The following is a 14,907-nucleotide window of genomic DNA, read 5'->3' as shown; positions in this document are numbered from 1 at the left end:
TATTGAAACTTTTTTTGAGGAAAAAGAAGTATTGCTTATCCCGAATTGGGGTTATATTACTTCGTTTTTCTTGCGGATGAACAAGATAACGTTAATAAGAATTATAAATGATACAACTGTATTGCATCGCACACGATATTTGCTAAATAATTATAAAAGTCGGTCAAAAATCTTGCTTATTTTATGAAAACGCCCTACTTTTGCGTCGCGAACGATATAAAGCGCGTTAACAAACAGGATAATGGTGATCACCGCTCGCTCAAAGGCGGACCGAAAAAAGAGAAGCTCGCCAGCAAATCAGAATAGTATAACCACACAGGAACTTAATAAAAAAGTGAACATGGCAAGCATCTACGATTTTACAGCACAGACAAACACAGGAAAAGAACTATCTTTCGCAGAACTGAAAGGGAAAGTCCTGCTCATTGTTAACACGGCCAGCAAATGCGGCTTTACGCCTCAGTTTGCTGGTTTGGAAAAACTATACCAGAAGTATCGGGAACGCGGACTCGTGGTAGTTGGCTTCCCCTCGGGCGACTTTGCCAATCAAGAACTGGCCGACGGCTCACAAGCGGAAGAGTTCTGCCGATTGAACTATGGGGTATCGTTCCCCATCATGAAGAAGGTGCATGTCAACGGCAGCGAGGCCGACCCCATCTTCAAGTATCTCAAGAGCCACACAAAGGGCTTTCTGGGCAGTCGCATAAAATGGAACTTCACCAAGTTTCTCATCTCGCGCGACGGAAATACCATCAAGCGATACGCCCCTATCACAAGCCCGAACAAACTCGTTGAGGACATCGAGAAAATGCTCTAAACGGCCCTCACAACATTCATAACAATTGACACATCACCGATGGCATACGAGCAACTCAAACTGTCCAACCAATTGTGCTTCCGCCTCTATACGGCAAGCCGCCTCATCACGCAGAGCTATAAGCCACTGCTCGACAAATTAGGCATCACCTATCCGCAATACCTCGTGCTGATGGTGCTCTGGGAGAACGACAACCAGCCCGTCAACGAAATTGCACACCGCCTCAAGTTGGAGACCAACACGATCACACCTGTCCTCCAGCGCATGGAAAAACAGGGCATCGTGGTACGCACCCGCGGAATGGTAGACTCGCGCCAGCGCATTGTTTCCCTCACGAAGGAGGGGCGCGCCATGGAGCAAGAAGCAGCCAAGTTTCCTGCGGCCATCTGCCACAACCTCACTCAATGTGGCTTAGATGTAGAGACGGTTTTAGGAATCATTCCTGTGCTCGATGATATGATTGAGAAAATTAACCCTAAGAGTGCTCCTACCAAGGAATAAAGCCCACGGGGCTATTTTTCAGAACAGAACTACACGAGAGAACACAGAACGTAGAGGCGAAAAAACCGACTTAAAGTAACCGCCCACGGCACCGATGGTCACACAGCCTGCCGCCGCGGTTCGCTTACTACACACGAACACATAACTTTTTTTACTTTAACTCAGAGCCGTCTAATTCCAACGACGGATTATACAGACCTCCTCTAACAACAAGTGCTCACTTGGCGTTAGAGGTTTTTTATTGCTGTCAAAGAAAGTCCAACTTTTCTGCACCGGAGAAGGCGCACACGGACAAATGCTCCTACAAATCCCTATTCGCTTTCCCATTCTCAAGAATCGACAAAATAAGGATTTTCGCAAATACAATAAGGCTATCCGCTGACAGCCTTATTGTGCCAGTCGACAGAATAAGGAAGTAAGCTGACAGAATAAGGAAACCGACGAGCAGGCAGAACCATTTTTCCAGCACAAAAAACCCAAAAAACCACAAAAAAGCCTCGTTCTCGAAAAAAACCAGCAGATTTCAATTTTTCCAATACAAAAAAATGGTTCTTCCCATAAAATTTTCCCAACATCTTCAACCACGCTCTGATTTTCTCCTCTCCAAACTCAACAAGCTTTTATCAATTTTTCCTAACAATTACCCCAAGCCAAAACAAGAGGCAACAGAGCACTCCCCCTCATGGGGGAGATGGAGGGGGCTCCTCCACCTCCTCACCGCTTCCCTTCTAAAAATTTCTCGGCGGAAAGAGGTTCGGCAATATGCGTACGGCTGCGGCGAAGAATGCGCAAGAGTTCGGCGGGAGGATTTTGAAGCTCGCCAGAGCGGGCATAATTGAGATAAAGCATTTGCAGGCGTACATTGTCGACACGACGACTTAGCAACGTGTCGGCAGCCACAGCGCGGCGCGCCTGCTCAAGGAGTTGAGCGGCACGCAGACGAAAGCGATCGGTGTACATTGCATCATTGGCATAGATGCGGCACTGAAAATGAACTTTAGGGCCTACAAGCTCCTGACAAGCTGAGAAATACTGCTGAATGTAGGGTGCTGCTGCCCCGTAGAAGTCGGCAATGAAGCAGCGAATAAGGCGGTCGGTGTCCTGCTCGGGGTTCCACATCAATTGAGCCAAGAGCCACGCGCGGAGTTCAGAAAATTCGCTTTCGTCCGACTGATATTGCCCTTCTTCCATCACGCCAATGCAACGATTGTCGCGGAAGGTGCGAAGATTGGAGGCTAACACGCTGAAATTTGGGAAAGGTAGCAGATAGTTGCTAAAGTTGACCACATAGTCCCATACATAGAGCCGTGGAGCAATGCGGGACCAGTCGCGCAAATCCTTCAGAAACGCAGCGTTCTGCGCATCGGAAGCAATGGGATGAGCCAAGCAGCATTCAATGTCGCAAAGGCGGATAACAACATTATGGCGCGGCCGAATGCCTGTCGGCGCATGGCGCGTGTACTGATAAGCAAACGTACTCACCAGTGTGCCTGGATGCGTCTGTTCCACAGCAGCTGCCACCTGATTGACAAACCATACCATCAATCCCGAATGACCGCCATAACGCTGCTCCAAGGCGCGACAATTGGCACATTGGCAGGGCTTCTGATTATCATTTTGCGACACACTGTACACCCAATGCCCTGGATGCTCATTTATATAGGTGCGGAGGCGGGCAATCATGGTGCGCAGCACTTCGGGGTTGGAAAGGCAGAGTTGCCCGTCGGCAATGCGGCGGCCGTCGTAGAGACTGAAAAACTCGGGGTGGGTAGCGAAAAACTCGTGAGGAGGCATCAAAATTTCAAACGTATGTATACCGCCATAGGAGTACATCCCGCCATACTCGTTCTGCACTGAAGAATGAATGGAATTGACTCGATTGTGGGCACACCATACTGGATTTTCCATAGCCTCATGATAGTAGAGCTGGCGAATCTTCAGAGCGGGACTTTCCGTATGGTTGAGAGCCGGCAGGAGGTATGTGCGCCGCTGCGGCACTTTGGTGAAAGTGGGCGTGTACCAGCGAATGCCGAGCTGCTGCTCCAGAAAGGCAAAGACGCCATACATCGTGCCCCGCTCTTGCCCGCCATAGATGCAGAGGTGCTGACCGATGGTGCGATAGGTGAAGGTTTCGTCGTCTGCAGCCGGCTGCGGGGCGTGGGTCAGCGCTTCCACTTTCGCGTTATAGCCCACATAAACACACGGCCCTGCGGTGGTGAGGTTGTGAGAGATAGGGAGTCTTGCGCCGCTCATCTCTTGCAAATACTGCTGCAACTCGCGGGCGGCTGTTTGCTCCGACACCGAGGCATCGGGGGAAAGCACAATACTATAGGCCGAACGGCCGTGCGAAAAGAGCGGACGGGAAGCGGAAAGTTGTGCGCTTATCGCAAGAAAGAGGAGGAGAAAGAGAGCGTACCGCAAGCGGCACACGCGGAAAAACATAGAGGAGAGGGAGATTCGCTGCATTATATTGTGGCGTGTTATTGTAAAGAAATAGGAAAGTTTCTTCGCTTCTTTCATCCGTCAAAAGTACGTTAGAAACTCTCTGCAAAAGGCGTTCTCGCTTCACAAAGTTACGCACAAAAGCCGGAAGAGTTCTTTTTTTTCTATCTTTGCAAAAAATAAACACTGAATGACTCCGGTTGAAGAAAATCTCTTGAGTGCGCTGCGCAGCGAACTGTGGCAAACGCCGCTCCAACTATCGCTCTCGCCCAAAGAAGCCGAGGAACTACTCGACGAGGCCAGAGAGCACGCGGTGGAAACCATTGCTGCTCGAGCACTTGTGGACAACAACATTCCCATTGGTAAGCAACTCGTGCCGCGCTGCCTATATGCGCTGCAGCACACGCGTGAGGGCAACGACCATCTTAATAGAGAACTCTCGCGCTTTGCTTCTTTCATCGAACGGCAGGGACTGAGCTTGGCAGTGGTTAAAGGGCAGGTTTCGGGGACTTTTTATCCCCACCCCGAGGTGCGCAATCCGGGCGATGTAGACTTCTATTGCGATGCGGAAAACTTCCTGCGCGTGAAGGCCGTTGTGGAGAAACAAATCGGTAAGACGATTCCAGACACTAAAGAAAAACATATCAACTTCCAAGGAAATGGAGTGGAATACGAAATGCACCACCGACTGGCGGATTTCTACTATGCACCGCATCAGCGCTACTTCAGCGAGGTTGTTGACAAGGCACTGCGAGAGCGGCCCATGCGTGTAAAAATCAACGGAGTGGACATACCTACGCTCCCGCCCGACTTGAACGTCCTTTTCACCTATGTCCACATGTTTTTCCATCTCATCCGCGGCGGTGTAGGCATTCGGCAGGTGTGCGACTTGGCTTGTTCGCTCCACGCGCTCCGCAACGAGTTGGACACAGACTTACTCCGCCAACATCTGAAAGCACTGGGAATGGTGAACGGCTTCCGCGCCTTCGGCTGGATTCTCATACATCGTCTCGGTTTGCCAGCAGAGGATTTTCCCTACACGCTGACCCAGAAAGATGCCCGACGGGGAGAGCGCGCTTATCGTGCCGTCATGCACTTCGGCAACTTTGGGCGAAAAAACAAACCACTGGTTACAGAAGAAACTGCAGCCCATACCGTGCAAAAAGCATTAGTAGTTCTCAAACAGTCGCTCCTATTCTTCGATTTCGCCCCTACTGAAATGGCTTTTATCTTCCCCGTCCACGCCACGCAGAGAACAAAAGAATTATTTGAGAAATAGGACGGAGAAGCAAAAAGACTTATCTCACACCCCATTAGCACATTAGCACATTCAAACCTCATTAGCACATTCCCACGCTCCATTAGCACATTCAAAAGCGCATACGCCGCTCCCCATTAGCACATTAGCACATTCCCACGCTCCATTAGCACATTCAAAAACCTCATTAGCACATTAGCACATTTCCCCTTCCATTGAATACCACAGACACACATACGGAACAACTGCTCCCTACTGACGAACAGCAGATGCAGGATAAGAACGACGAGCTCTACTTGCTCAGTCGGTGGGCGCGTATGTCTGCTTTCATAGAACGCGCTTTCGACTGGTTCGTATCGTTCCTCTGCCTCGTGGTGTTCTCTCCGCTGATGCTCTTCTGCTACATAGCCGTTAAGCGCGAGGACGGCGGCCCTGCCATCTACCGCCAAGAGCGCATCGGAAAAGGCGGACGGCCGTTTTTCATCTATAAATTTCGCAGCATGAAAATCAACGCCGAGGAGGGAAAGCCTCAACTCTGCATCAAAGAGGACGAAGACCGCCTCACACGTATCGGACGCTTTCTTCGCGACCACCACCTCGACGAGCTACCCCAGCTGTGGAATGTTTTCATAGGTGACATGGCGTTTATAGGGCCTCGACCGGAGCGCAAATACTTTATAGATCAAATTATAGCCGTTGACCCGCGCTACAAGTACCTCTACCAGGTGCGCCCGGGCGTGACGTCCTACGCCACCCTGCACAACGGCTACGCCACAACCCTCGAGGAGATGCTCACACGCCTTGAATCCGACCTTTACCACCTCCAACACCGGTCTCTCCTTTTCAATCTGAAGATTCTCTTTAAGACCTTCATCAGCATCGTTTCGGGAAAGAAATTTTGAAACGCTTTCGTTTGCAAAAGTTTTTATTCTCTCTTTTTCAACGAAGTACACTGTAGTTTTTTGTAACTTTGCAGCAAATTTTTGCAAAGTTATGACCATCAAACTTATAAGCGCGGTGGCAGCCAGCAGCCTTCTGCTGTTCAGCTCCTGCATCCGAGAGGAAGCCCTAAGCCCTGAGTGCGACATCACGTCTGTTAGCCAAGAATGGCTCAACAACAAAGGCGCGGGTCTCATACTGGGAACGCCCGTTATCAAGCAGGCAACGCCGGCTTCTATTACCCTTTTTATCAATAAGAAAGACAACCGCGTCAAGGCATTAAACCCGCAATTCACTATCTCCGCAGGGGCTACGCTCCTCTATAAGGACGGCAATGCGCGTGTGCCTTTCGACTCGGCAGCGTACCACGACTTCTCCGAACCTCGGACCTATAGCGTTCGCTCGGCCGACGGACATTTCACGAAGGACTACGTGGTAAGTTTTGAAGTACCCCAACCTCTCGATTCGTGCGACTTTGAAGATTTCGCCTACAATAATAACCGCCACCAATACATGACGTTGCTACAACGACAGGAGGACGGCTCTGTCAATTCCAATATTTGGAGCAGCGGAAATGCGGGCTACAACCTAACGGGAATGGCAGCTTCACCAACCGATTTTCCCACATCTTTCGTTAGCGGCGGCCATAAAGGCTTAGCGGCAAAGCTCGTAACGCGGAGCACAGGTACTTTCGGTATGCTGACACGTCCGCCCATGCCCATCGCTGCAGGCAACCTATTTATCGGCACATTCAACCTCAACAAAGCTATGCTGGCTCCGCTCGAGGCTACACGCTTCGGACTCCAGATTGTCAAAGGCGAACCCTTGAAGCTCTCTGGCTGGTACAAATACAAAGCTGGCGCAGAATTTACGGATCGTAACAAAACCGTCGACGCCTCCCGCCGAGACACCGCCGATATCTATGCTGTTCTCTTCGAGGTGGACCCTGACAATTTCCAGTCCCTCAACGGCGCGAATGTTCTCAGTAGCGAGCGCATCGTAAGTATAGCCCGAATTGCAAATCCGGGAGAGCCAAGCACGTGGACGTACTTTGAAGAGCCGTTCCGCCCTATGAATGGTAAAACTTTCGATACGGCGCGCCTCAAGCGCAACGGTTATGCCATCAGCGTGGTTATGACGAGCAGCCGACAGGGGGCTTACTTTGAAGGAGCCGTGGGTTCTACGCTCTGGGTCGACGATATAAAAGTGACATATAAATAAGGAGTTCTCCACTCCCTCCTATTTTGTTTTTCAACACAAGCCAACAAATCATGAAGATATTCCTTATCACAATCATAAGCCTTATGATGGGTGTCAGCGCGCAAGCCGCAGATGCCACTACATGGCTCGAATCTACCGAGACTCTCACAGCTGCTGCTCGCCGCGATACTATTCGCGATTCGAGCAACGACCGCAACATTATCTTGGCGGCACTTAAAGGCTGGCAAGTGGCTGTGGGCGCAGGATTGGAAATGGGCGGCGCATCGCCAGTGCCCATCCCTCGCTCCATCCGCCAAATCAATTCATTCAACCCCTTACTCAATCTCTACCTCGAAGGCACGGCCTACAAATCTTTCACGCCGCGCTGGGGAATGGCTCTCGGACTGCGCTTCGAGACAAAAGGCATGAAGACCAACGCCAATGTAAAAAACTACCACATGGCTATCATCGAGGACGACGGAGGCCACATGGAGGGCGGTTGGAACGGCCCAGTCATCACGAAGTACCGCGCAACGTACATCACAGTACCCGTGTTGGCCACTTACACCTTCCCCAATTCGCGCTGGATGGTTTCTGCTGGTCCCTACTTCAGCTTGATGCTCAACGGCGACTTTGATGGCTACGTCCACGACGGTTATATCCGCACGCCGGACGAACTTGGCGAAAATGTCAACGTTACTCACGCCACCTACGACTTTTCTAACAATCTGCGCAAGTTTCAGTGGGGCTTGCAGGTGGGAGGTTCTTTCCACGCCTATAAGCACCTCTATGTCAACGCCAATCTTGACTGGGGATTGAACGGTATTTTCCCATCCGACTTCAAGACAATTTCTTTCGCACTTTATCCTATCTATGGAACGTTAGGCTTCTCTTATCTTTTTTAGTAGGAAGAAATTCGCTCGTTTTGAGTTCGCAAAGAAAGTATTATCTTTGCCGCCAACTGTCTCAAACTGATAACTTAACTAACTTATAACAACGTTCAATAACTAAAAGGTATGAAAAAATTTCTACTCTCGCTCGTTGCTCTCTTCTTAATGGCTGGTACAACCCATGCACAAACGGTTGCCAACGAAGTAGCGGGCAATTATACCGGCAAACTTGCCATCAGTCTCACTTCTAAGGAAGATCTTCAATTTGGAGAAGAAACCTACAATGTAGTCCTTACTGCCGATGGAAACAATACTGTTACCTTCGCGCTCAATAATTTCGGTTTCTCGGGCATGAATCTTGGCGACATCGTCCTCCCGAACATTCCTGTTCAGAAGCAGACCAATGGTTCAATTCTCTTTGGAGAAAACGCCATCAAGAATTTTTCATTCTTGGACGGAGCAATCGTAGCTACGGCTAAAATCAACGAAACTTCCAGCATCATAAAGGGCGACTCTCTGATCGCTGATGTAGACGTGATTTGGAAAGCTTCAGAGGATATGCCCATTTATGTACAGTTCAAGGGCAAGAAGGAAGCAACTGCCACAGGTATTCAGCAGGCTACTACAAAGAATGCAGCTAACGCTATCTACGACTTGCAGGGCCGTCGCCTTCAGAAAGCCCCCAACAAAGGCCTCTTTATCCTGAATGGTAAAAAGGTAATCCGCTAAAGCCTTATCGCGCTTTAGCTTCTTCTTTACGTACTATAATTTTCCTTTATAATGAGAAAGATGATATTTACTATTCTGAGCGCTGCCACCTTAACGGTCAGCGCTCAGACTGGAGTATACCAGGTTGGGAACTCCGATTTTGAAAATTGGGAGTCTGTATCCTACAGTGGAACTACAGGTGAAGAACCTCTTCATTGGAACTCTTTTCTGACGGGTACTGGTGGCATGAAATCTTTTGCAGGCTACAATCAGTTAGAGAAGTCTACAGATGCGCACAGCGGTACATATTCTGCAAAAATTTATAGTCGAGCTGTTAAATTCTTTGGTGTTGTTCTAGCTACAGCCCAAGGAAATCTTACTACAGGCTGTGTAAATATGGGAAGCTCTACTGCTTCCGACCCTGGAAATACAGCCGCTGGAAAAGCTATTACCGAGCTTAAAGGCAACTTCAACTACACCAATCCTAATGATAATTCTGCCAAGCAGCCCTTCACAGGAAAACCCGATGCAATGCGGGTTTATGTAAAATTTACTGGTAGCACAAAGAAGGCCAAAGCCACTACAGTTCTTCACACGGAGGGATATTATCAAGATCCGCTGGGCAATCCCAATTATGTGAATGCTCAACTCGTGGCCACTGCCTCTAAGACAGACATCACGGCGCAGAACTCTTGGCAAGAGCTGACAATTCCTTTTGTATATACCAATAAGGAATTGACTCCCGCATACGCATTGGTTTCGTTCGCCACCAGTGCTGTCCCCGGACAAGGTGTAGAAGGCGATGCCATGCTCATTGACGATTTGTCCTATATCTACAACTCCCAGCTCGCTTCCGTCACCTACGATGGCGCAAGTGTTAGCGTGGCAACGGCTATGAATGTAGCTAAGGCTTACGATCCTAATAAACTCTCACTGACATCTAACGGTGTTGGAGCAAGCATCGAGAAAAACTACAATGCAACTACGGGCTTGCTCACCATCACGGTGAAAGGTAACGACGTGTCGGTAAATCCTACCAATGTCCACACCTATACGATTCAGTTTGCCACGGCTTCTGCTGCTCCCAAACTGGCTTCTATCAGCGTAGGCGGTCAGTCGCTCTCCGATTTCGGCCTGACATTCAACCCCGCCACTACCACCTACACGCTCCCCATTGCCTACCACCGCGGCATCGTGGTTGAGGGCGTGGCAGCTGCAAACAGCACGCTGGTAGCTGAAAGTGCAACAGAGAACGCTTTCTATGACAACAGTGCAAAGACCATTACGCTAAAAGTAAAGGACTCTGACAACCATGAAGTTGCCTACGTGCTGCATTTCACTGATGCCGTAGCGGCTGCTGAAGCAGGTCAGTATCCTGGTTCACTCTCAGTAGTGCTCACCCCAACATCAGCCAGTGGTCTTTCCAAGATAGTAGCTCCGCTTACCAACGCACCTATCCAACTGACGAAGAACAGTAATGGCACTTATAATGTAGCTTTGCCCAACTTCAGTTTTGGTAGCATGCTTGTCGGCGATATTTATGTGGCCAACGTTCCTGTTAATGGAAACAACATCAACGTTACTCGTACCATTCGCCTCACCTCCGACGACGAGAGCGCCATCGGTTCTGCACTCGGCCACCTGCCGGTATCGCTGAAGATGAACCTCATCAGCACCACCGATAAGCACCTTGAAGGCGACATCGACATCATCACAACGGGCAATACCAACCCTGCAGTGGCCATGTTCTCCAGCATTCACGTCGATTATGTTCCATTCACTGTTGACGAGAATTCAGCAAAGAATAGCAATGCCGAAGGTGATGAAGCCTATGCTAAACAAACTCTTGGCGGCTACATATCTAAGGCATCAACGAAGTTCATCCACCTCAACGAAACTACCGTGGATAAACCCATGACCTATGTTGATATGAGCGGAGCTTCAGTGGCAGCTGATGTAACTGCCGACGATTTGAAGCAGGGTGCAGTGGCAACTAACAACACGCTCTACTACCTCCCCTCTACCTCTACGCTGACAGGCAAGAACCTTATCAGCAACGGCCGCACCACTGAGTTTGCTCTCAACGATGTCGTAGCTATCGAAGTACCCACGCAGTTCTCTGCCGACAAGGCTTCTTACGATCGCAACTTCACCACGACGGGTTATACCACATTTGCCCTCCCCGTGGCAACAGCAGCAAGCACGCTCAACGGTACAGTGTATGAACTGAAGGGCTTCAATGCTGACCGCTCTGCTTTCGACTTTGCCCCTGTCGCCAACATTGAGGCCAACAAGCCCTACCTCTTCGAAGCTAACAACGCAGCCCTCTTCGCCAATGGCGCAGTAACGGTGGCTGTGGCCAATGCTAATACCGAAGTGAAAACTCATACGGGTGTCGGTGTGGAGCAGGAAGGTAACTACGGCGAGACCAAAGTGCTGGCATCGGATGCTACTAATACTTACTACGGCTACAGCAACGGCCAGTTCGTAAAAGCCACCACCGGTACGCTCAACCGCTATCGCACAGCATTCAGCGTAGCAAACACCGCAGCAGGTGCGCGCAGCTTCGCCATCAGCATCAACGGAACAGTCACGGGCATTATCACCCTCGACAACGGAACAATGAGCGTTGAGAAAGGCCAAGTCTTCGACCTCCAAGGTCGCCGCGTACTGACCACTCAGAAGGGCCAGACTTACATCATCAATGGTAAAAAGGTAATTCTCTAAAACATTAGCAACTATGCAAACCAAATATCAACGACCATCACTTCGAGTAATCGATCTCGAAAGCCAGAACCTGATGAACACGAGTGCAGGTTCTACAGGCTATCCCTCACAGCCTGGCCAGAGCGGCGTAGTATTCGAATCACGCCCACAAGGCTGGAAAGCTTCCGACTGGAGTGCCAACGAGGACTAAGCTCCTTCCGCGACATCCAACTATATTTCCCCGACTGCTACTCATTCCGAAAGGAGCGAGTAGCAGTCACTTTTTTTGACGATGCCTTGTTGTCTGAAAACGCGCAAAACATCTGCTTCAGCGGCCTCATCTCCCACATTGCCTCCCTTTGTTTGTTCCAAACTTCCGCCCATCTGTTCTTTTCTTCCTCTCTCTGCTCTTTTCCCGCCCTTTTCCGCTCATTTTATGCCCTATTCCTACTCGTCAGCCTCCTTATTGTATCAGCCAGCTTCCTTATTCTGTCAGCTAACATCCTTATTGTGCGAGCTGACGCAATAAGGAAATCCACGCGCAGGAAGGAGATGCTTATCGCTCTCGCCCTTTCGTGCGCAATTTTGTGGCATTCGTGGGAGGGGAAAGTAAGAATCTTCTTTACTTGTTTTAGCCCACGAATGGTCGCGAAAGAGGCGAATGAGCACGAATCAGCATGGGGTGTCGGACAAGTCAGACTGGTCGGACAAATCGGACTGGTCGGACTCGTCCGAGAATCAAAGCTGAGCACTCCCCCTCATGGGGGAGATGGAGGGGGCTCTATCCTCTCTCCTCCTGCGAATTTCAAAACTTCCTCTGCGTTTATTGTAAACAGGACTTTATAAGTTATCAGTATCTTTGCACCGTAGAAAATATAAAACGTATAAACAATGAAAACTGAAACATTTCCTGTAGAAGGACTGATGTGCGCAAATTGCGCCAAGCACACCGAAAACGCTCTCAAAAATGTGGAAGGTGTGGAGAATGCAGTGTGCAACTTTGAAAAATTGGAAGCACAAGTGACTTACGATCCTGCCCGTGTAACGCCCAACGAAATGGCCGAAGCGGTGGAGAAAGAGGGCTACAAACTCGTGATAAAGTAGCAATAAATCGCTACTAAAGACAAACGGTAGAGAACATTGAAGAAAGCGTTCTCTGCATTTATCGCAAACACGGCTCTAACTGATAGAGCCGTTTCTTTGCTCCATAGAAAATATAAAACTCACAGATGATAAAAACTGAAACATTCCCTGTAGAAGGACTGATGTGTGCAAACTGCGCCATGCACACCGAACGCGCCCTCAAAAATATGGAGGGTGTGGAGAATGCAGTGTGCAACTTTGCCAGTTTGGAAGCACAAGTGACTTACGACCCCGCCCGCGTAACGCCCAACGAAATGGCCGAAGCGGTGGAGAAAGCTGGTTACAAACTTGTTGTTCTTCAGCAACAAGCCGGTGCGGAGAACAATGTGACAGAGAACATTGAGGAAATGCGTGCGCAGAACTTCCTGCAAGCCAAACGCCGCACCATCATGGCCGTTCTCCTTACGACAGTGGTGACAATCATCAATATCTTCTTCGTGGAGAGTAACCCGCGCTTGGGCTACCCGCTCTGGCTGCTCGCCACTGTGGTGGTGTTCTTCGCCGGTAGGCAGTTCTACATTAACGCGTGGAAGCAACTCCAGCAGCGCACCTCCAACATGGACACGCTCGTTGCACTATCCACAGGCATCGCCTATCTGTTTAGCGTTTTCAACCTCTTCTTCCCACAGGTGTTGGGCAAGGATGCCCATCTCTATTTCGACTCCTCTTGTGGCATCATCACGTTCATCCTCATAGGTCGCTTGCTCGAGGCGCGCGCAAAGGCCAACACGGCCACCTCCCTGAAAAAACTCATGGGATTGCGCCCGAAGACGACGACCATCCTGCGTGAGGGACGACAGGAGGAGATAGAAATCAGCAAAGTAGTGTGTGGCGACCTCTTGCTCGTTCGTCCTGGCGAGAAGATACCCGTCGACGGAACGGTCGTTGAGGGTAGTTCGTATGTTGATGAGAGCCTGCTAAGCGGCGAACCCGTCCCCGTACTCAAAGAACAAGGAAACAAGGTGTTTGAAGGCACGCTCAATCAGAAAGGCTCGTTCTCTTTCCGCGCCGAAAAAGTGGGCGCACAAACGATGCTGGCGCGCATCATCGAGATGGTACGCGAAGCGCAAAACTCAAAAGCTCCGATTCAAAACATAGTGGACAAAGTGGCGGCTATCTTCGTGCCCACCATCATCGCGCTGGCGTTGCTCTCCGGCTTGCTTTGGTTCCTCTTCGGCAACGAGCCTGGCGGCAATCTCACGCGGGCTTTGCTCTCCACCGTCACCGTGCTGGTCATCGCCTGCCCTTGTGCGCTGGGACTTGCCACGCCCACGGCACTCATGGTGGGTATCGGACGAGCAGCGGAGAAAGGCATACTCATCAAAGATGCGGAGAGTTTGGAGACGGCGAAGCACATCGACACCATTGTGCTCGACAAAACCGGCACGATCACGGAGGGACGCCCCACGCTCTCTGAGCCGCTCACCGCTCTCACGCCCGAACAGCGCAGCATCCTCCTGTCGCTCGAAAACCGCTCGGAACATCCGCTGGCACAAGCTCTCACCACCTCCCTCGCAGATGCGGAAGCGGTGGAAATCACGAACTTCCAAAGCCTGACGGGGCGCGGTGTGAGCGGTTCACACAATGGCACTACTTATTTTGTAGGTAGCGAACGCTTGCTGAAAGAACAAGTTCCCCATTTGGCAACTCAATTGGAGAAAAAAACAGAGAACGAGGCGTTGACCACCATCTACTTCTTCACGCCCAACGCCCTACTCGCCACGCTCCACATTGCCGACCGCGTGAAACCTACCTCCCGCACCGCACTCAAAGAGCTGGAACAAATGGGCATTGAAGTACACCTACTCTCGGGCGACAGTGAGAAAGCCACGGCTGCCATGGCGCAAACGTTGGGCATCACCCATTTCCGCGGCGGCGTCCTCCCGAAGGATAAAGCTGACTATGTGAAGCAGCTCCAAAACTCTGGACACCACACGGCGATGGCAGGCGACGGCATCAACGACAGTGCTGCACTGGCACAAGCCGACCTCAGCATCGCCATGGGAAAAGGGGCGGATGTGGCGATGGATATTGCACAGATGACCATCATTCAGTCCGACCTCACACGCATTGCGGAAGCCATCCGCCTGAGCCGCAAAACCACGCGCATCATTCGCGAAAACCTCTTTTGGGCTTTCTGCTACAATGTCACGCTGATTCCCATCGCCGCTGGCGTACTCATCCCCATCTGTGGCTTTGCTCTGCCGCCCATGTTTGCTGCTGCCGCCATGGCACTCAGCTCTGTATCTGTCGTCAGCAACAGTCTGCGCCTCAAATGGGCGTAAGGAAAAGAACTATCAAGA

The 14,907-nt window shown here is 50.4% G+C and carries 13 protein-coding genes; 12 read left to right on the top strand and 1 reads right to left on the bottom strand.

What is annotated here, in order from left to right; translation table 11 throughout:
• Window positions 1-183 precede the first annotated feature (183 nt).
• From ACO4R2_RS04245 to ACO4R2_RS04235, 3 genes are read left to right on the top strand one after another with little or no spacing between them, the layout of a single operon-like run.
• Window positions 184-306 (top strand): hypothetical protein, encoded by a 123-nt coding sequence (locus ACO4R2_RS04245; protein ID WP_484769313.1) that lies wholly within the window; start codon window positions 184-186, stop codon window positions 304-306.
• Between the two features lie 34 nt (window positions 307-340).
• A complete protein-coding gene (locus ACO4R2_RS04240; RefSeq protein ID WP_315089725.1) occupies window positions 341-817 on the top strand; it encodes a glutathione peroxidase in 477 nt (158 codons plus the stop codon).
• Between the two features lie 39 nt (window positions 818-856).
• Window positions 857-1,318, top strand: a complete 462-nt coding sequence (locus ACO4R2_RS04235) for a MarR family winged helix-turn-helix transcriptional regulator (protein ID WP_484769312.1) — start codon at window positions 857-859, stop codon at window positions 1,316-1,318.
• 714 nt (window positions 1,319-2,032) lie between these two features.
• On the opposite strand, the gene ACO4R2_RS04230 is transcribed toward ACO4R2_RS04235, so the two are convergent.
• Window positions 2,033-3,784: a DUF4838 domain-containing protein gene (locus ACO4R2_RS04230; RefSeq protein ID WP_484769311.1), complete on the bottom strand. Its 1,752-nt coding sequence runs from the start codon at window positions 3,782-3,784 to the stop codon at window positions 2,033-2,035.
• A gap of 166 nt (window positions 3,785-3,950) precedes the next feature.
• On the opposite strand from ACO4R2_RS04230, the gene ACO4R2_RS04225 reads away from it, so the two are divergent.
• From ACO4R2_RS04225 to ACO4R2_RS04185, 9 genes are all read left to right on the top strand, one after another.
• The gene (locus ACO4R2_RS04225; protein WP_484769310.1) at window positions 3,951-5,039 is read left to right on the top strand and encodes a nucleotidyltransferase family protein; all 1,089 of its coding nucleotides are present in this window, start codon (window positions 3,951-3,953) and stop codon (window positions 5,037-5,039) included.
• 296 nt (window positions 5,040-5,335) lie between these two features.
• Complete coding sequence (locus tag ACO4R2_RS04220) at window positions 5,336-5,920, top strand: sugar transferase (RefSeq protein ID WP_484769318.1); 585 nt, start codon at window positions 5,336-5,338, stop codon at window positions 5,918-5,920.
• A 91-nt stretch (window positions 5,921-6,011) separates the two neighbouring features.
• Window positions 6,012-7,178 (top strand): PCMD domain-containing protein, encoded by a 1,167-nt coding sequence (locus tag ACO4R2_RS04215; protein ID WP_484769309.1) that lies wholly within the window; start codon window positions 6,012-6,014, stop codon window positions 7,176-7,178.
• 50 nt (window positions 7,179-7,228) lie between these two features.
• The gene (locus ACO4R2_RS04210) at window positions 7,229-8,062 is read left to right on the top strand and encodes a porin family protein (RefSeq protein ID WP_484769308.1); all 834 of its coding nucleotides are present in this window, start codon (window positions 7,229-7,231) and stop codon (window positions 8,060-8,062) included.
• 111 nt (window positions 8,063-8,173) lie between these two features.
• Window positions 8,174-8,776, top strand: a complete 603-nt coding sequence (locus ACO4R2_RS04205; RefSeq protein ID WP_484769307.1) for a calycin-like domain-containing protein — start codon at window positions 8,174-8,176, stop codon at window positions 8,774-8,776.
• 60 nt (window positions 8,777-8,836) lie between these two features.
• Window positions 8,837-11,482, top strand: a complete 2,646-nt coding sequence (locus ACO4R2_RS04200; protein WP_484769306.1) for a calycin-like domain-containing protein — start codon at window positions 8,837-8,839, stop codon at window positions 11,480-11,482.
• Between the two features lie 13 nt (window positions 11,483-11,495).
• Window positions 11,496-11,672 (top strand): hypothetical protein, encoded by a 177-nt coding sequence (locus ACO4R2_RS04195; protein WP_484769305.1) that lies wholly within the window; start codon window positions 11,496-11,498, stop codon window positions 11,670-11,672.
• A 680-nt stretch (window positions 11,673-12,352) separates the two neighbouring features.
• Window positions 12,353-12,565 (top strand): heavy-metal-associated domain-containing protein, encoded by a 213-nt coding sequence (locus ACO4R2_RS04190; protein ID WP_484769304.1) that lies wholly within the window; start codon window positions 12,353-12,355, stop codon window positions 12,563-12,565.
• A gap of 125 nt (window positions 12,566-12,690) precedes the next feature.
• The gene (locus tag ACO4R2_RS04185; RefSeq protein ID WP_484769303.1) at window positions 12,691-14,889 is read left to right on the top strand and encodes a heavy metal translocating P-type ATPase; all 2,199 of its coding nucleotides are present in this window, start codon (window positions 12,691-12,693) and stop codon (window positions 14,887-14,889) included.
• Window positions 14,890-14,907: the final 18 nt, after the last annotated feature.

Source organism: Alloprevotella sp., assembly GCF_057240785.1.
Note: the sequence above shows the minus strand (reverse complement) of the source record. Positions and strands in the feature narration are given on the sequence as shown.

Coding starts and splice junctions, on each gene's coding strand:
- ACO4R2_RS04235 (WP_484769312.1), top strand. CDS start 857: ATGGCATACGAGCAACTCAAACTGTCCAACCAATTGTGCTTCCGCCTC.
- ACO4R2_RS04210 (WP_484769308.1), top strand. CDS start 7,229: ATGAAGATATTCCTTATCACAATCATAAGCCTTATGATGGGTGTCAGC.
- ACO4R2_RS04205 (WP_484769307.1), top strand. CDS start 8,174: ATGAAAAAATTTCTACTCTCGCTCGTTGCTCTCTTCTTAATGGCTGGT.
- ACO4R2_RS04220 (WP_484769318.1), top strand. CDS start 5,336: ATGTCTGCTTTCATAGAACGCGCTTTCGACTGGTTCGTATCGTTCCTC.
- ACO4R2_RS04240 (WP_315089725.1), top strand. CDS start 341: ATGGCAAGCATCTACGATTTTACAGCACAGACAAACACAGGAAAAGAA.
- ACO4R2_RS04185 (WP_484769303.1), top strand. CDS start 12,691: ATGATAAAAACTGAAACATTCCCTGTAGAAGGACTGATGTGTGCAAAC.
- ACO4R2_RS04190 (WP_484769304.1), top strand. CDS start 12,353: ATGAAAACTGAAACATTTCCTGTAGAAGGACTGATGTGCGCAAATTGC.
- ACO4R2_RS04245 (WP_484769313.1), top strand. CDS start 184: ATGAAAACGCCCTACTTTTGCGTCGCGAACGATATAAAGCGCGTTAAC.
- ACO4R2_RS04225 (WP_484769310.1), top strand. CDS start 3,951: ATGACTCCGGTTGAAGAAAATCTCTTGAGTGCGCTGCGCAGCGAACTG.
- ACO4R2_RS04200 (WP_484769306.1), top strand. CDS start 8,837: ATGATATTTACTATTCTGAGCGCTGCCACCTTAACGGTCAGCGCTCAG.
- ACO4R2_RS04215 (WP_484769309.1), top strand. CDS start 6,012: ATGACCATCAAACTTATAAGCGCGGTGGCAGCCAGCAGCCTTCTGCTG.
- ACO4R2_RS04230 (WP_484769311.1), bottom strand. CDS start 3,784: ATGCAGCGAATCTCCCTCTCCTCTATGTTTTTCCGCGTGTGCCGCTTG.
- ACO4R2_RS04195 (WP_484769305.1), top strand. CDS start 11,496: ATGCAAACCAAATATCAACGACCATCACTTCGAGTAATCGATCTCGAA.